This window comes from Catelliglobosispora koreensis DSM 44566, from assembly GCF_000379685.1.
GTDB classification, from domain to species: Bacteria; Actinomycetota; Actinomycetes; order Mycobacteriales; family Micromonosporaceae; genus Catelliglobosispora; species Catelliglobosispora koreensis.
The window spans coordinates 44,505-59,880 of record NZ_KB903254.1; the positions used below are offsets into that span (position 1 = coordinate 44,505).

At 64.0% G+C, this 15,376-nt stretch carries 17 protein-coding genes; 14 read left to right on the top strand and 3 right to left on the bottom strand.

Annotated elements, in window-relative coordinates:
• Positions 1–265: 265 nt before the first annotated feature.
• Together A3E1_RS0115020 and A3E1_RS40365 are read left to right on the top strand one after the other, a co-directional pair.
• Entirely contained in the window at positions 266–850 is a 585-nt protein-coding gene (locus A3E1_RS0115020; RefSeq protein WP_245571196.1) for a hypothetical protein, read from the top strand.
• A gap of 162 nt (positions 851–1,012) precedes the next feature.
• Complete coding sequence (locus A3E1_RS40365; protein ID WP_020521607.1) at positions 1,013–1,492, top strand: DUF6326 family protein; 480 nt, start codon at positions 1,013–1,015, stop codon at positions 1,490–1,492.
• A 299-nt stretch (positions 1,493–1,791) separates the two neighbouring features.
• On the opposite strand, the gene A3E1_RS0115035 is transcribed toward A3E1_RS40365, so the two are convergent.
• A complete protein-coding gene (locus A3E1_RS0115035; protein ID WP_026208456.1) occupies positions 1,792–2,388 on the bottom strand; it encodes a toll/interleukin-1 receptor domain-containing protein in 597 nt (198 codons plus the stop codon).
• 341 nt (positions 2,389–2,729) lie between these two features.
• Complete coding sequence (locus tag A3E1_RS0115040) at positions 2,730–3,122, bottom strand: NUDIX domain-containing protein (RefSeq protein ID WP_040390878.1); 393 nt, start codon at positions 3,120–3,122, stop codon at positions 2,730–2,732.
• A gap of 291 nt (positions 3,123–3,413) precedes the next feature.
• On the opposite strand from A3E1_RS0115040, the gene A3E1_RS47095 reads away from it, so the two are divergent.
• The 12 genes from A3E1_RS47095 (at position 3,414) to mltG (ending at position 14,463) form a co-directional block, all read left to right on the top strand.
• Positions 3,414–3,563, top strand: a complete 150-nt coding sequence (locus A3E1_RS47095) for a hypothetical protein (protein WP_020521610.1) — start codon at positions 3,414–3,416, stop codon at positions 3,561–3,563.
• A gap of 118 nt (positions 3,564–3,681) precedes the next feature.
• Positions 3,682–4,134, top strand: coding sequence for a CBS domain-containing protein (locus A3E1_RS0115050; RefSeq protein ID WP_020521611.1), 453 nt, complete (start codon positions 3,682–3,684; stop codon positions 4,132–4,134).
• On the top strand, positions 4,131–5,426 hold the full coding sequence (locus A3E1_RS0115055; RefSeq protein ID WP_020521612.1) for an ArsB/NhaD family transporter: 1,296 nt from the start codon (positions 4,131–4,133) through the stop codon (positions 5,424–5,426). The genes A3E1_RS0115050 and A3E1_RS0115055 overlap by 4 nt, the downstream gene beginning before the upstream one ends.
• 27 nt (positions 5,427–5,453) lie before the next feature.
• Positions 5,454–5,786, top strand: coding sequence for a hypothetical protein (locus tag A3E1_RS0115060; protein ID WP_020521613.1), 333 nt, complete (start codon positions 5,454–5,456; stop codon positions 5,784–5,786).
• Between the two features lie 4 nt (positions 5,787–5,790).
• Positions 5,791–6,441, top strand: a complete 651-nt coding sequence (locus A3E1_RS44715; RefSeq protein ID WP_020521614.1) for a potassium channel family protein — start codon at positions 5,791–5,793, stop codon at positions 6,439–6,441.
• Complete coding sequence (locus tag A3E1_RS0115070) at positions 6,438–7,373, top strand: ABC transporter ATP-binding protein (RefSeq protein ID WP_020521615.1); 936 nt, start codon at positions 6,438–6,440, stop codon at positions 7,371–7,373. Before A3E1_RS44715 ends, A3E1_RS0115070 begins: the two co-directional genes overlap by 4 nt.
• Entirely contained in the window at positions 7,370–8,152 is a 783-nt protein-coding gene (locus tag A3E1_RS40375; protein WP_020521616.1) for an ABC transporter permease, read from the top strand. Before A3E1_RS0115070 ends, A3E1_RS40375 begins: the two co-directional genes overlap by 4 nt.
• A gap of 143 nt (positions 8,153–8,295) precedes the next feature.
• On the top strand, positions 8,296–9,294 hold the full coding sequence (locus A3E1_RS0115080; RefSeq protein ID WP_020521617.1) for a calcium/sodium antiporter: 999 nt from the start codon (positions 8,296–8,298) through the stop codon (positions 9,292–9,294).
• A 113-nt stretch (positions 9,295–9,407) separates the two neighbouring features.
• Complete coding sequence (locus A3E1_RS0115085; protein WP_040390896.1) at positions 9,408–10,334, top strand: ABC transporter ATP-binding protein; 927 nt, start codon at positions 9,408–9,410, stop codon at positions 10,332–10,334.
• The gene (locus A3E1_RS0115090) at positions 10,312–11,100 is read left to right on the top strand and encodes an ABC transporter permease subunit (protein ID WP_020521619.1); all 789 of its coding nucleotides are present in this window, start codon (positions 10,312–10,314) and stop codon (positions 11,098–11,100) included. Before A3E1_RS0115085 ends, A3E1_RS0115090 begins: the two co-directional genes overlap by 23 nt.
• A gap of 60 nt (positions 11,101–11,160) precedes the next feature.
• Positions 11,161–12,225 carry a PucR family transcriptional regulator gene (locus tag A3E1_RS0115095; RefSeq protein WP_020521620.1) on the top strand — a complete coding sequence of 355 codons (1,065 nt, stop codon included), beginning with the start codon at positions 11,161–11,163 and terminating at the stop codon, positions 12,223–12,225.
• A 786-nt stretch (positions 12,226–13,011) separates the two neighbouring features.
• On the top strand, positions 13,012–14,463 hold the full coding sequence (gene mltG, locus A3E1_RS40380) for an endolytic transglycosylase MltG (protein WP_020521621.1): 1,452 nt from the start codon (positions 13,012–13,014) through the stop codon (positions 14,461–14,463).
• A 15-nt stretch (positions 14,464–14,478) separates the two neighbouring features.
• Here the strand turns inward: mltG and lgt are convergent, their stop codons facing one another.
• Positions 14,479–15,327: a prolipoprotein diacylglyceryl transferase gene (lgt, locus tag A3E1_RS0115105; RefSeq protein WP_020521622.1), complete on the bottom strand. Its 849-nt coding sequence runs from the start codon at positions 15,325–15,327 to the stop codon at positions 14,479–14,481.
• Positions 15,328–15,376: the final 49 nt, after the last annotated feature.

A 15,376-nucleotide genomic window follows, 5' to 3' on the forward strand; every position in this document is an offset into this window, starting at 1 on the left:
ATTGGTACGGTGTACGATCTGTAGTACAGTGTACGAAGTACGGTGTACGAACCAGCGAGAGTCGCAGCTCGGACGTGGTGCCGGGGGCGAGTCCGGCCGGGGCGACGACGATGCGGGCCGCCGGCATCATCCGACCGTAACGAAGGAGTAAGAGATGAGATCACCGGAGAACGCCGCCGCCACGCCATCCCGCAGTTGGTTCGTTCGAGGCCGGTTCGTCGGTGCCGCGGCGATCGCCTTCGCAGTGTTGTTGATAGCAGAGAACGTGTTGTTTGCGGTAACGGGCTCGCCGCCCTACGACGCTCCGATCGAGGATGTGCTGGCCTACTATGCGGCCAACCGCGACGCGGTCGCGATCGAGTCCGGTCTGGTAGCCCTGTACCTGCCGCTGCTACTCGTGTTCCTGACTGGCCTGCACGGCCTCGTGGAGCGGCGCGGCGGAGCGGGCACCGACTGGTCGCGCCTTTCCTTGGCCGCTGGCGCGACGCTGTCGGCCATCTTCGTGCTTGTCAACGTCCTGCAGATCGGGCTCGCGCTCTCCGCCGACGGGCTCGCCGAGCCGACGCCCGCGTTCGGGCTCATCTGGCAGATTCACGCGGCGGCGTACGCGCTGGCGCTGCCGATGCTTGGCACCACCTGCATCGGCTCCGCCCTCGCCACGCACGCGAGCGGGCTGACTCCGGCTTGGCAGCGCCTGCTGGGTCTCGTGGGCGGGAGCCTGCTGCTCGTCGCGGGGGTGGGCAACCTCGCGATCGCCGACGGCTCGCCGCTGATCTTCGTCGGGCTCCTAGGGTTCGTCGCCTGGCTCGTCTGGGTGCTCGTGACCGGCGTGCGCCTCGTCCGGTCGTGACCGAGATGAGGGCAGCGCCGAGGTCGCGCACGCGGGCGAAGACTCCGTGAAGGGCCGCCCGGGAATGGCAGCCACAGCCTCGATCTCGACCACCCGTGCGTATACACGCCCAAACCCGCCGCCACTCCGGCGGACGGACCGCTCCTCTCGAAAGAAGAACCGATGACCATCCGAACGAAAGCCCCGCTCGACAACCCGCCGGTCCCCGTGCAGGCCAAGCTCGCCGCCGCATGGACCAGCTTCATGTTCCTCTACATCTACGTCGACTACTTCCACCTCCACAAGCCCGGCATCATCGACAACCTCCGCGCCGGCCTCATCCTTGAGTTCGCCATCAGCCCGACGTTGTTGACCATGTTGCTGGCGTCCGTGGCGATCCCGGCCCTGATGGTGATGCTCTCCATGGCGCTGCCCGCCCGGGTTAACCGCGCTACGAACCTCGTCATTGCATCGCTCTACATCCCCTTCTCGGCGATCAACGGGGCAGGTGAGTCCTGGAATTGGGCCGCCTTCTACGGCCTCTCCATCGGCATCGAGGTACTGCTCCTGGCCTTCATCCTGCGCTCCGCGTGGACATGGCCTCGTACCCCCGCCTCAGCCGGTCCGGCGACGGCCGACCTTCGACAGCGGGCATCGGTGTAAGTCCTACGGCGTGAAGCCCGTGACCAGCTCAGCCACGGGACACGCAGAAGGCAGTGTCACGAATGGTCCGGTGTCCGCGCGAGGGCTCACTGGCATGCCCCGTGACGGCAACCCGCCTGGGGTCGCCGCGGCCCCGGACCCAGCCGCGGCTTGTTCGGCGTCGGTACCCGCCAGGTGATGCCGCATCGGCCGGTTCCTACTGGCTTGGCCGGGCGGTGCCGTCGGGCGGGATCGGGCGCCTCCCGCGTGGTGCCACGTGCCTTCCGGCGCTTGCCCTCGAAGAACGCGAGGCTACGGATTCACCGCCAGCGTGAGCCTTCGTCTTCCCCATAGGGCGCAGATGGGTAGCCGCCTGTCGATGGCGGGTAACCATAGGGGTCACCAGAAGCCGGTACCGGGTACCCACCAGCCGTTTGCGGGTAACCGGTATAGGGAGGTGTGGTGTCGCCGTAGGCGCCGTAAACAGCCGGCTGTACCGGATAGCTGGAGTACGGGTCCGGCCTAGGCTCCGGCGGGACATAGCCTGTGTGCACCATCAGGCCATTGACGAACGAGGCCGATGGCAACCGTCCATCCACGACATTCTCATAATGCAGGCCATCAAGCTCCAGCGGCAGCGCGCACACGGCCCGCATCAGTGGCCACAGCGGCTTGTTCTGCGCGTCGGCGCGCGCGATCTCACGCAGAACCCAGCGCGAGCTCACCGAAGCAGGTGTCAAAACCACAACAAATGCCGAGCAGCCGTCGATAGCGGCCGCGATTCGCTGAGAGAAGGACTCACCCGTCTCGATCTCGAAGTCGTACCAGACCGGTACCCCGGCCTCGTGCAGGTGACCGGCCAGCTGCTCGACATAATGCTGGTCGGACCGGCTATAGCTGATGAAGGCGTAACCCATTGACAGTCATTCAACCTCTCCGCCCCTGCGTCCCGCATCCCCCGGGCGGCTCACTCCGCCGAACTCATCGTAAAACGTAAATGCGCAATTGGCCCTGGCTGCCGACTGCTTATGGCAACGATCCTGTGCCACGAATGCCGGTAATGATTGGCGGATCTGGGAACCGGGCATCACATTCCTAGCACAACGTCAACTCGACGGTTCGCCACTCACGTAACGAATCCAGATAGCGGCCCGTTCAAACCAGGCCCGCCTGAAGACATCGAGCTGAACAGCCATGGCATGGGGCTAGGTGGCATCGTGGTGCTATGAGTCGCAGGGGTTCATGATCGGAAGTGTCGTCACTCCCGGCCGAGCAACGCCCAAGCGTTGCTGGCCAGCTCCCTGGTTCCCATCTCCTCAAGGGTGAGGAACTGCATCGCGAGCCCCTCACCAAGAACGACGTCTTCCTGGCGGGCGTCCGTGCTGCCCTCGAACACATGGAAGCGGACCCAGGTTCCGTCCGCACCGGCCTGATCCAGCACGCGGCAGGGCTTAAGGGTGGCGGTCAGCCCGGTCTCCTCCAGCAACTCACGGTGGGCAGCGGTCAGGGCGTCCTCTCCGGGCTCAACCAATCCCCCGGGCGGCGACCACCGTCCCGGCTCCGCACGCTTATCAGGGCCACGGTGTTGCATCAACACCCGCCCGACCCGGTCGGTGAGAACGACGAACGCAACTTCGTGATCGATCTTCATGCGCGGCACCCTAGGCGATGCGTACGACATCCCAAACGCACCCAAAGACACGCCCACAAAAGGGCACAGCCCGTTACATCGAGCTGCTCCATAGCCGGACGCACGCCATGGAAGATGAGCTGGACGGCTTCGGTGGGGTCGTGTGTTTCGACTTGGCCATTAGCACTGATGATGGTCCCGTGAAAGCTGGCGATGGACAACGGGAGTTGGCCACCGGAACCCCGTATCGACCTGCACTAGATCAAGGGTTGAATCCTCGCCGAGGAAGTACACATTGTCATCATCGCTGGGATGAGTCACGTCGAGGCGCTCGACTACAACGTCGGGAACCATGCGCCGAACTTCGTCAAGAACATCATCCAGCGCGCCACCCGTGCGGTCGTCAGCATTCCATGCATTTCGGCGCCGCCGCTGCTGCCAGCACCTCTTTGCTTGTCTTGAAGACTCGATGTTGGACAGCGGCCGTCGGCGGCCGATAAGGTCAGATCTGGCGTGCCGGGAAGTCTGGTCGGCGAATGTTTCGTATCCGCCCATACCAGACCCGAATGAGGCTAACGCCATGCGCGCTGCTGATCTTGCCGTCGAGTACCCGACCGTCACCATGTCTACGCCCGCGATCGAGGCCGCCCAAATCCTGGCCGGTGGCGACCTGCCCGGATTGATCGTCGTCGACGACGCCGGCAAACCCCTTGTGGTGCTGCCGGGCACGCAGGTTTTGCGGCTGGCGGTGCCGTCGTACTGTCAGGATGACCCCACCCTTGCCCGTGTCATCGACGAAGCCGCGGCGGATGTGTTCGTCCGCGAGCTCGACGGCCGCACCGTGCAGGAGTGCCTGCCAGACCAGCCGAAGGAACCGCCGATAGTCGATGGCCGGGCCACGGCTTTGGAGATGTCGGCGCTGATGGCCCGCACCCGCAGCCCCCTAGTAGCGGTGACCAACCCGGACGGAACCCTCGCCGGTGTCGTGACAATGCACGCCCTCCTCGACCGGATCCTCGGTGACGGCAAGTGACCCTTCTTGCCTGGGCGGCTGTGGCCGTCTTCACTGTCGCCTACATTCTGATCGCCACCGAAAAGATTCACCGCGTCGCCGCCGCGATGGGTGGCGCCGCGGTGATGCTGCTCATCGGCGCCACCGACGCGCATCACGCATTCTTTGACGAGCACACCGGCATCGACTGGAACGTTATCTTCCTCCTATTAGGAATGATGCTCATCGTCGCGGTCATGAAACGCACCGGAGGCTTCGAATACGTCGCCATCTGGGCGGCAAAAAAAGCCAAAGGCAAACCCTTCCGGATCATGGTCATCCTGGTACTGGTGACCGCAGTCGCGTCGGCCTTTTTGGACAACGTCACCACCGTCATGCTGATTGCACCCGTGACGTTCCTGGTCTGTGACCGCCTCGGGGTCAAGGCAATCCCGTTCCTGATCGCCGAAGCCCTCGCCTCCAACATTGGCGGCGCTGCAACATTGGTCGGCGACCCACCCAACATCATCATCGCCTCACGTGCGGGCTTGACCTACAACGACTTCCTCATCCACATGGCACCGATCGTCATCCTGCTGATGATCGTGTTCGTTGGGCTGTGCCGGTGGCTGTTCCGCAAGTCATTCACCTACGATCCGGCCAAGGCCGAAAAGGTGATGCAGCTCAACGAGAAAGACGCCATCAAAGACTTCCGGCTGCTGATCATCAGCCTGGGCGTCCTGGCTTTGGTCACGGCCGCTTTCGTGCTTCATACCGTGCTGCATCTGGAACCATCCGTGGTGGCGATGGTGGGTGGGCTGCTGCTACTCGCCCTGTCGCGTTTGGATGCCGAGGCTGTGGCAAAAGACGTCGAATGGCCGACGCTCATCTTCTTCGCTGGCCTGTTCATCATGGTTGGCGCTCTGGTGAACACCGGTGTCATCGGCCAGATCTCCACGGCCGCAACGAATGCGGTCGGCGGTCAGTTGTGGCCGGCCACACTGGTGTTGTTGTGGGGGTCGGCGTTCCTGTCCGCGATAGTTGACAACATTCCTTACGTGGCAACCATGTCGCCTATTGTGGCCGACCTCGTGGCTGGATTCCCTGACGGCAAGGGCAACGTGCTGTGGTGGGCTCTGGCCTTGGGAGCTGACCTCGGCGGAAACGCGACCGCGATCGGCGCGTCGGCCAACGTGGTGATCCTGGGCATGGCTGAACGGGCTGGAAAGCGCATCAGCTTCTGGGAGTTCACCAAGTATGGGCTGATCGTCGCCGTCATCACCATCGCTTTGTGTGTGCCCTACTTGTGGCTGCGCTACTTCGCCTTCGCCTAACCGCCGACAGTTGAAGGGAGGCAACAGATGCCGGTATCGGCCCCGCACGAAGACGAGATCCAGGCGATGCTCACCGAAGCCCTCGCTCAGTACCGGGCCCACCCGGACGACTACCTCGAAGGCCTCGTGCTGGGACTGATGCGGGCGCTGAACATGGACCCCGACCGGTCCTGGTATGACGATGCTGCGCAGAACGGCAACGCCGAAACAACACCGCCAGCCCAGCGGGTACGCGATTACATCAACGGTCTCAAAGCCGCCGGCGCATGGGCACTAGGAACCCAAGACGCCCCGCCGGTGCAAGAGGTTCTGACCGCCGGCCAGCCGCCCAGCAGCTATCCACCCGAAACCCGGGAGTGAGGCCATGACGGGGCGGGACACAGTGGTCGTCGTCGGCTTGGGCCGCTTCGGTACGGCGGTGGCGCTCGGCCTGGCCCGCCGCGGCGCGGATGTCCTCGCGATCGATATCGCCGAGGATGTGGTGCAGCGGCTGGCAGACGAGCTGCCGCAGGTGGTCTGCGCTGATGGCACCGATCTGGTGGTGCTCAAACAGCTTGGCGTTGATAACGCCGCGCATGCGATCGTGGCGTTCAGCTCCAGGCTGGAAGACAGCATGCTGTGCACCCTCGCCCTAGCGGAGCCGCACGTCCCGCAGATCTGGGCCGCAGCGTCCAGCCCGGCACACTCGGCCCTGCTGCAGCGCCTTGGCGCACACCGGATCGTACAGCCATCACACGATGCCGGCCTCCAGACAGCACAGCACGCAGGTGGGCGGCGGCGATGGCAGATCCGGTACTCCAGCACCGGCTTGTCCGCCGCCGCCACCAGCATCGCGCCACAGATCGCCGCCACACTCGCCGGAACTGGCCTGCCCGCCGGAGCCATCACAGCGGTCAAAGACGGCAGCACCATTCGACCTTGGCGGCCAGGCGATGCCCTGCCGCGACACGGCACCATCCTGATCGCTGGCCCGGACGGACTCGCGCAGCCTCTAGTCAACGGCGGTAAACAATGACCTCAGATGCCAGCACCGATACTCCGGCCGCCCGATTCCGTGACCTGGCAAAGCATTACGGCGACGTCCGGGCGGTTGACGGAATCAGCCTGGAGGTCAAAGCCGGTGAAATCTATGCCCTGCTCGGGCTAAACGGCGCGGGCAAGACCACCGCGATCCGCACCCTCCTAGGGATGATCAAACCATCGGCGGGTTCGGTGGAGCTGTTCGGCCAGACCGTGAGCCCCCAAGCGGCAACGGTGTGGTCGCGGGTGGGCTTTCTGGTGGAAACACCCGCGTCCTACCCGGAACTGACGGTAGCCGAAAACCTGAAGGTCATGGCCCGGCTCAAACGCCTGCCCGCCAACACCATTGAAACGGCTATTGCGCAGCTGGGCTTGCAGTCCTATGCGCGCCGCAGAGCCCGCGATTTGTCGCTGGGAAACCAGCAGCGCCTCGGCCTAGCCAAAGCACTGCTCGGCCAGCCGCAGCTGCTGGTCTTGGATGAGCCGGCTAACGGGCTCGATCCGGCGGGCGTAAACGAGATCCGCCAGCTTTTGAAAACCCTTGCCGCGCAAGGAACAGCGATCCTGCTGTCAAGCCACATCCTGGCCGAAGTCGCCCGCCTGGCCACCCGGATCGGCATCATCCACCGCGGAAAGCTGATCACTGAAATGACCGCCGAAGACCTGCACGAGAAAGTGGCGCGCAGGCTGGAAATCCGCACGCGTGACCAGGACAGCGCCGCCTGGATCCTGCGCCAGGCAGGCCATCAGCCGCACACCACATCCGACGGCGCCATCACGGTAGAAGGGGCGCAGGCTTTGGAGTTCCCCGATCAGATCGCCACTCTGCTCGTGGATGCCGGCTGCCCGCCACTGCATTTGGCCGTGCACACCGAAGACCTCGAGACCCTGTTTCTGCGGCTGACCGGGCAGGAGGTGCCAGCGTGAACGCCGCCCTGTACGCCGAGATCCTCAAGCTGCGCCGCTCGAAACTGCCGTGGACCACACTGCTGGCCATCACCATCGGTGTCGCAGCAGGCGGGCTTTTCATGTTCATCTCCCTGCACCCCGATGCCGCCCGCGACCTCGGCCTACTCGGTGCGAAAGCCCAGCTAGCCACTTTGGAACCTACCTGGGATTCCTATCTTGGTTTGCTGGCACAGATTTCCGCCGTGGGCGGGATCGGGATTTTCGGCATGCTGATGGTGTGGGTATTCGGCCGCGAGTTCGCTGAGCACACCGCCAAAGACCTCCTCGCGCTGCCTACTTCCCGCACCGCCATCGTGTTAGCGAAGTTCACCGTCGCGGCAGGATGGTGCTTCCTGCTTACCGGCTACCTGATCGTGGCCGGGCTTGGGGTGGGCTGGTGGCTCGGCATCCCCGGGCCCGCCGGAAGCGGTGTCATCGGCGCAGGCGTGGCACGGGTCGTAATCACCGCCGCGCTGACCATCGCGTTGACTGCCCTATTCGGACTGGCTGCCAGTGCCGGGCGCGGCTATCTGCCAGCGATCGGCACCCTCTTCGTGGTGCTGTTTACCGCACAGATCGTCGCGGCACTGGGGTACGGGCAGTGGTTTCCGTTCTCCGTGCCGGCATTGCACGCCGGAATCACCGGCTCGGGCCAGCCCGCCCCCGCAGTAGCGGGATACCTGGGCGTTGCGGCGGTGACGGTGATCAGCGTCGCGGCGACGGCGTGGTGGTGGCTGCACGCCGATCACACCCGCTAAACGCACAACCTCGCACCTAGCAGGCTAGCGGCCGGCTAGCCGATGCCGGGTCTGCGTCCCGTGGGGTATGTTGATCGCCGGTGTGCCGGGAAGCCTGGTCGGCAAAGCAATACGTTTCTGTTTGCCGACCCTGGAGCACCCCTATGCTTACTCAAATCCTTTACGCTGCCGCCGGTCTCGTGCTGCTGACCTTCGCCGCCGACCACCTCGTCCTGGGCTCGTCCAGGCTCGCGACCCGGCTGCGCATCAGCCCCGTCGTCGTCGGTGTCGTCGTCATCGGCCTGGGCACCTCCGCCCCGGAGTTCCTGGTCTCAGGGGTTGCCGCCGCCCGCGGCGACACCGGCATCGCGTTAGGAAACATCACCGGCTCCAACATCCTCAACCTCACCCTGATCCTCGGCGTCGCCGCGCTGGTCGCCAGGGTCGCGGTCACCTCGTCGGTAATCAAGCGAGAGGTGCCGCTCGCCGTCGGGGCGGTGGTCTTGTTCGGCTTTCTGGCCTGGGCCGGGCTCACCCTCGCCACCGGTATCGTTCTTATCGTTGCCGCCGTGGGGGCGCTGCTGTTGCTGCTGCGCTGGGCACGCCAGGGCCGCAACACCGAACTGGCCAAAGAAGTCATCTCCTACACCGAGGAGTCCTCCGAAGCAGACGCTGCCGAACCGGTTGCGGCGATGCCAGCAAGGGCACGCTGGAATCCTCCGGCGTGGTTCGAGCCGGTCCGTGCTCTCCTCGGCCTGGCCGGAGTGCTGGCAGGGGCACAGCTGCTCGTCGCCAACGCCTCTGCCATCGCCACTGATCTGGGCGTGCCGCAGCTGATCATCGGATTCACTCTCGTCGCCCTGGGCACGTCGCTGCCGGAACTGGTGACAACGATTCAGGCGCAGCGGCGCGGCGAAACCGACCTCGTGGTGGGCAATCTGTTCGGCTCCAACCTGTTCAACAGCCTCGCCGGCGGTGCCGTCATCGCCTTCGCCGCACCCACCGGCGCGCAAGGCGCCAGCGTGACACTTGTCCTGGCGATGATCCTCACCGGTGGGCTGGCCTGGGCCCTGCTGCGGCGCGGCCTTGCCCTGTCCAAACCCGAAGGGCTCATACTGCTTGCCGCATATGCACTGATCATGCCGCTGCTGCTATCCGCATAGCCAGATCACAGCAATGAGCTGGGTGTTTGCCGGAACCCGGCAACAACACCTGCGGTTAGTTGTCCGGGTGCCGCCCTAGAACCCGAACCAGGAGTACACGAATGCTGTATGGCATGACCAGCGATATCGCCGTCCTGGCCGAAGACCTGACGAAGTTCTACGGCACCCGGCGCGGCATCGAAAACCTCAACCTCGACGTCAAAACAGGTGAGGTGATGGGATTCCTGGGCCCCAATGGCGCCGGGAAAACCACCACCATCCGCCTGCTGCTGGATTTCCTGCGCCCGACGCGCGGGCACGCCACCGTCCTGGGCCTGGACCCCCGCCGGGACAAAGCGGTGCTGCACCGCCAGATCGGCTACCTGCCCGGCGAACTCGCTTTCCCTGGCAGGGAAACCGCCGCAGAACTCCTGAAGTTTTTCGGTGACGCCCGGGGTGGCGTGCCATGGCGTAGGGTCACCGGGCTGGCCGAACTGCTCGATCTGGACCTGTCCCGGCCGGTGCGGGCCATGTCCAAGGGTAACAAGCAAAAGGTCGGTTTGGTTCAGGCGTTCATGCACCAGCCCGCCCTGCTCATCCTGGACGAGCCCACCAGCGGCCTAGACCCGTTGATGCAGCAAGAATTTTTGGCAATGGTCCGCGACGCCCGCGACAACGGGCAAACCGTCTTCATGTCCTCGCACGTCCTGGCCGAAGTCCAGTCCACCGCCGACCGCGTCGCCATAATCCGCGACGGCCGCCTAGCGGCGGTGGAAAAAGTGGAATCACTGGGACGCCGTGCGGTGCGCAGCGTCGAAATCCACTTCGGCGACCCCGTCACGGCCGCCGAGTTCACAGGCCTGCCCGGCGTGTCCAATGTGGAAGTCGCTGGCCCGGTACTGCGGTGCACTGTTGATGGCCGCCTCGATCCACTGATTAAAGCCGCCGCATGCCATGAGGTGATCGACCTGCTCTCGGCCGAACCCGACCTCGAGGAGACATTCCTGTCGTACTACTACCACTCCGAAGGAGCACCCGATGTTGCCGCCGCTGGTGCGTAAAACCTGGCGCGACGACCGCCGTGCCATCATCGGCTGGGCCGCAGGCGTCGGCGCGTTCACCGCGATCTACACTGGCTTCTACAGCCAATTCCAGGGCGCCGCCGAGCTCAAACAGGATGCGCTGCCCCAAGGGATGCTGGATTTCCTCGGTATCGCCGACATGCTCTCGCCAGCAGGGTACTTGCAAGCCACTGTCTTTTCTTTGATAGGGCCGGCGCTGATCCTGATGTGCGCTATCACTTTGGCCGCCCGCACTATCGCCCGCCCGGAAGAAGACGGCGGCATGGAGTTCCTGCTGGCCAACCCGCTATCGCGTAAGGCATTCGCTATTCAGCGACTCACCGCGGCCGCATCGGCGATCAGCGTGGTGGCGGCAGTGCCGTGGCTGCTGCTGGCGATCCTCATCCCCACCATCGGCATGGATGTCCCGTTTGGGAACGTGTCAGCTGCCTGCGTGGGCCTGATCGCGTTGGCGTGGTGTTTCACCGGGATCGCTTTTCTCGCCGGGGCCATGTCGGGCAAACGCGGCACCGTCTTGGCTGTGGCCGGCACTATTGGTGTGGCCACATATATGGCCAATGCGCTGTCGAACGTCAGCGATGGCATGTCGTGGCTGAAATGGCTCTCGCCGTTCTACTACTTCATCGGCGCCGATCCGCTCCACACCGGATGGCACCCCGCACACCTGCTCCTGCTCGCTGGAATCGGTGTGGCAACAGCGGTTGCCGGAGTTGCTTTGTTCGACCGGCGTGATGTCGGCGTCTAACCCCGGACCCGGTGGCCGCCACCCAGATGTGGCGGCCACCCCACGCGAAGGACAGACCCGATGACCGCCCCTGACCCGCAAACGCTTACCCAGCAATGCATCACGCTCCTGCACACGCCACAAGGGGCGCAGCGCCTCCGGCAGGCCACCGCATTGGGCGCGCAAACCGCGGATCACGCCAACAGCATCGACGGCCTCGTGACGGCCATGCTGAATGCGGCATCGCAGACCTGGTCCACCCGCGCCACATCATCGGGTGAATCAGCCGCAGCAATCCACGCACGCGCCGCTGATCTCCTCGCCGTCACAACGGACCTTATCGACGCAGCCATCACCGGTTTTCACCAACGCCTGCGCCACGAACTGTCCGATCACGACAGCCAGCGCACCGAATTCGTCAACGATTTACTTGCCGGCCGGGCCGACCCGGGCCACCTCGCCGAACGCGCCCACCGCTACGGCATCCGCCTATCCGGTACCCACCTTGTCACAGTCGCCACCGCAGCAGGGCTGACCGAAGCCATCGTCCGCGACATCGACACCTTGCTCGCGGCGCGTTATGGCGAAGGCAACACCCTGACCACGATGCGCGAACGCCAGCTCGTCTGTATCAGCACTGGAGGGCTGCGCGGCCTGCCCGCCGAGCTCGCCCATCACCTTCTGGCCCGCTTCGGTGCCGGTGCGTGGCAAATCGGTGTGGGCCGGGCGCACCCCGGTATCAACGGCGTCAGCACGTCACTGACCGAAGCCCGCGACGCCCTCGACCTCGCAACGAAGCTCGGCTTCACCACCCCCGTGCTGCACGCCGCAGATCTGCTCGTGTTCCCCGTTTTGCTGCGTGACCGCGACGCCATCACCGACTTGGTGACCACTGTCCTTGGCCCGCTGCAGAATGCACGCGGCGGCGCCCAGTCCTATCTGGACACACTGACAGTCTTGTTCGACAACCAGGGCAACTACACCGCGACCGCGCGGCAGCTGCACCTTTCCGTGCGTGCGGTGACCTACCGCCTCGACCGCATTCACGCGCTGACCGGCTATCACCCGGGTGAACCCACCCAGCGGTTTACCCTGCACACCGCGGTCCTTGGAGCGCGGCTACTCGGCTGGCCGAAATCGACCTGACACGCCCCGACTCACAACATCCTATGGACTGCATGGGCCTAACCAGGCCGGCCCACCACGCGGCCAGGACGTCATGACCATAGAGGCCAGCGTCACTAAATCTGCGAACAAAGTCTTGTGCCACAACACTTTTCCGGTAGTGCCGCCTGGCTGCCTGTGGCTTTCCCGGGAGTGGTCTGCCAGGAATTTAGGCAGGCAGCCGTGTGGTACGGCCGGGTGCCTGAGCCTGTGGGATGGCCCTGTCAGGCACCCGGCGCACACCCCCTCCTTGCGGCCTCGCGCCCGCCAGGGCTGTGCCGAGCGGGCCGGGCACATTGAGCAGCATCAGCGCTCTGTATGGCGGGCGCCCTGCGTAACTATGACGGTTGTGTGACAAACCTGCGCAAGAATGGAAGGCAGCCGACGGTGGCACGCCCGGCGCAAACACGCCCTCGCCTGCTGCGCAGCCGGCTGATAACGGCACAGGATTCTCCCGACGCCGAGGTTAGCTTTGCGCGGCGCCGAACCGCATCCCGTCCTGCCCGCCGCAATCGGCAAGCCAGCGGGGGTGCAAAACGCGTCGCTACCGGTGCAGCGGCGTTGTCACGCAACTGTCATGCGCCTGTGGGTTATCCGCCATGTCCGCGACTGAGGCTGTGCCACGCGGCCGGAGCCTAGGTCCAGAGGCGAGGCAATGTGTAAACGAACGTGGTCTAGCGGATCTGCACCGCTGAGCGATCGCGGTGCTGCAGTCACCTCGGCGACCTGGCCACGCCAAACGGGAAGTCAGAAGCGGAGGCAAACGTCGTGAGCAATGGCCAGGACTACAGCGGCGGCTATTACGACGGCGGCGATTCACGCTACTTGCAGCAGGAGGACTATCAGCACCAGTGGCCGCCACATCAGCAACAGGAATACCCGCACGGCGGCCAATGGAACGGCGAGCAGTACAGCTACCCACATGACGGTCAGCGGAAGGGCGAGCGTTACGGCGATCCCCACTATCAGCAACAACCGCAGTACGGATGGCGCGACGAAGCGCACTACGGGCACCACGGGTATGACCCGCGGCAGTACGAGGCTTACGCCCCGCAGGTTTATCAAGCGCGCCCGGTAGGCGCCAGGGGCGCAAAGGAGCGCCGCAGGAAACGCAATCCTTTCCTTGCGGCCCTTGTCACACTGCTGCTGCTGTCCGGTGCGGGATTCGGCGGCTACTACACTCTTGACGAGTTCGGCTTCTTCGGCCCCGATGACTACACCGGTTCAGGAAATGGCCAAAACGCCATCATTGAAGTCAGGCAAGGGGATTCCGGCGGCGAGATCGCCAAAACCCTTACCGCCGCTGGGGTTGTCAAGAGCGAAGTGGCGTTTCTTGCGGCCTCAGCACGAAACCCAGACTCCAAAACCATTCAGGCAGGCTGGTACAAGCTGCAGAAGGAAATGAGTGCCGATGCAGCTGTGTTGGCCCTGCTGGACCTGAAGAACCGATATGTCAAGACGGTCGTTGTCACCGAAGGCATGTCCACATTCGACATCTACAAAAAGCTCGCCACCGAACTGGGAAGGCCCATCCAGGATTTCCAGGACGCCGCCAAAGACCCTGTCGCGCTTGGCGTCGCCGAAACTTGGTTCACCCGCAAAGACGGCAGGGCGATAACGTTCCGGTCGGCCGAAGGTTTCCTTTTCCCAGCGACGTACGAATTCGATCCAGATACCACGCCAGAGCAGGCCCTCAAGGCGATGGTAGCTAAGTTCAACCAGGTCACCGCGGAGATCCGTTTTACCGAGTCTGTCGCCTCGAAAAGTGCCTATTCCCCATACGAGGCGCTCATCGCCGCGTCAATCGCCCAAAAAGAAGTGCGCAGCGCCGAAGATTTTTCAAAGCTGACGCAGGTTCTCTACTTCCGTGCCTACTCCAGAAGGTTCAGCTGCAACTGCCTTAAGGCTGACAGCACCCTGAACTACTTCTTCAAGCTCAATGGGTCGCCTGCAAAGCCGTCAAAAGACATCACCCAAGCCGAGCTTGAAGACGAGAGCAACCCTTACAACACCTACGCCCACTCCAAGATGCCGCCAACGCCCATTGGCAATCCCGGCAAAACGGCCCTCAACGCCGCAGTGAACCCCGCGGACACCTCATACCGGTATTGGATGGTCATTGATGCCAGCGGGACAGCCGCTTTCACCTCATCGCAGTCAACTCACTGCTCCAACACTAAGAAAGCCATCCAGGCCGGCCTCCCAGCAAGACCCTGCTAGCCATCGGACCAGGTATCACCGCGCAGAATCAACCTTGCCGCTGAGGTCTTGCGCCGGTACAGCCGGGCTCGTGTCGCGCGACCGCCACCGAGACGCCAAAACCGTTACCGCGCCAGCGAAAACAAGGATAGACGTCCAGATGTTGAGGCGCAGTCCGAGAAAATGATTGACGTCATCGACGCGCAAGGCCTCAATCCACACCCGCCCGAGTGTGTAGGCGGCGACATAGAGCGTGAATAGGCGGCCGCCAGAGAGCCGGTACCGTCTTTCGGCCCACAGCAGCAGCACGAAAACGCCAATGTTCCACAGGAACTCATATAGAAACGCGGGATGGTAGGTGGCGATCTCCGCCGTGTGAACTGGCCGGTGCGCCGCATCGATGTACACCGCCCACGGCAGGGTAGATGGGCCACCGAACAGTTCCTGGTTAAAGTAATTGCCCCACCGGCCAATAGCCTGCGCCAGTACCAAACCTGGGGCGGCGGCATCGGCGAACGCCGCCAAGGAAACGTTCTTACGGCGGCAGCCAATCCACGCACCCACCGCACCGAGCGCCACCGCACCCCAGATGCCCAGGCCACCTTCCCAGATGTAGAACGCCCGGACCGGATTCTTGCCCATGCCGAAGTACAGCTGCGCGTCAGTGATGACGTGATAAAGACGGCCCCCGATGATGCCGAACGGCACCGCCCAAATCGAGATGTCGAGGATATCGTCAGCCTGCCCGCCGCGGGCAGCCCATCGCCGCCGGGTAAGCAGCACAGCGGCGATAATCCCGGCGATGATGCACAGCGCATAGGCGCGTATCGCGACGGGGCCCAGGTGCCACACGCTTTGCGATGGGCTGGGCAAAAAAGCAAACACGGCCGCGTACTCCTCAAATGATGTAGGGGCTGCCGGGCCTTTATCCGCA

Excerpts from the sequence above, each read along its gene's own strand:
- A3E1_RS0115050 (WP_020521611.1), top strand. The coding sequence starts at position 3,682 with ATGCGCGCTGCTGATCTTGCCGTCGAGTACCCGACCGTCACCATGTCT.
- A3E1_RS0115080 (WP_020521617.1), top strand. The coding sequence starts at position 8,296 with ATGCTTACTCAAATCCTTTACGCTGCCGCCGGTCTCGTGCTGCTGACC.
- A3E1_RS0115040 (WP_040390878.1), bottom strand. The coding sequence starts at position 3,122 with ATGAAGATCGATCACGAAGTTGCGTTCGTCGTTCTCACCGACCGGGTC.
- A3E1_RS44715 (WP_020521614.1), top strand. The coding sequence starts at position 5,791 with ATGACGGGGCGGGACACAGTGGTCGTCGTCGGCTTGGGCCGCTTCGGT.
- A3E1_RS0115090 (WP_020521619.1), top strand. The coding sequence starts at position 10,312 with ATGTTGCCGCCGCTGGTGCGTAAAACCTGGCGCGACGACCGCCGTGCC.
- A3E1_RS0115095 (WP_020521620.1), top strand. The coding sequence starts at position 11,161 with ATGACCGCCCCTGACCCGCAAACGCTTACCCAGCAATGCATCACGCTC.
- A3E1_RS0115060 (WP_020521613.1), top strand. The coding sequence starts at position 5,454 with ATGCCGGTATCGGCCCCGCACGAAGACGAGATCCAGGCGATGCTCACC.
- A3E1_RS0115035 (WP_026208456.1), bottom strand. The coding sequence starts at position 2,388 with ATGGGTTACGCCTTCATCAGCTATAGCCGGTCCGACCAGCATTATGTC.
- A3E1_RS47095 (WP_020521610.1), top strand. The coding sequence starts at position 3,414 with ATGAGTCACGTCGAGGCGCTCGACTACAACGTCGGGAACCATGCGCCG.
- A3E1_RS40365 (WP_020521607.1), top strand. The coding sequence starts at position 1,013 with ATGACCATCCGAACGAAAGCCCCGCTCGACAACCCGCCGGTCCCCGTG.
- A3E1_RS0115085 (WP_040390896.1), top strand. The coding sequence starts at position 9,408 with ATGACCAGCGATATCGCCGTCCTGGCCGAAGACCTGACGAAGTTCTAC.
- A3E1_RS0115070 (WP_020521615.1), top strand. The coding sequence starts at position 6,438 with ATGACCTCAGATGCCAGCACCGATACTCCGGCCGCCCGATTCCGTGAC.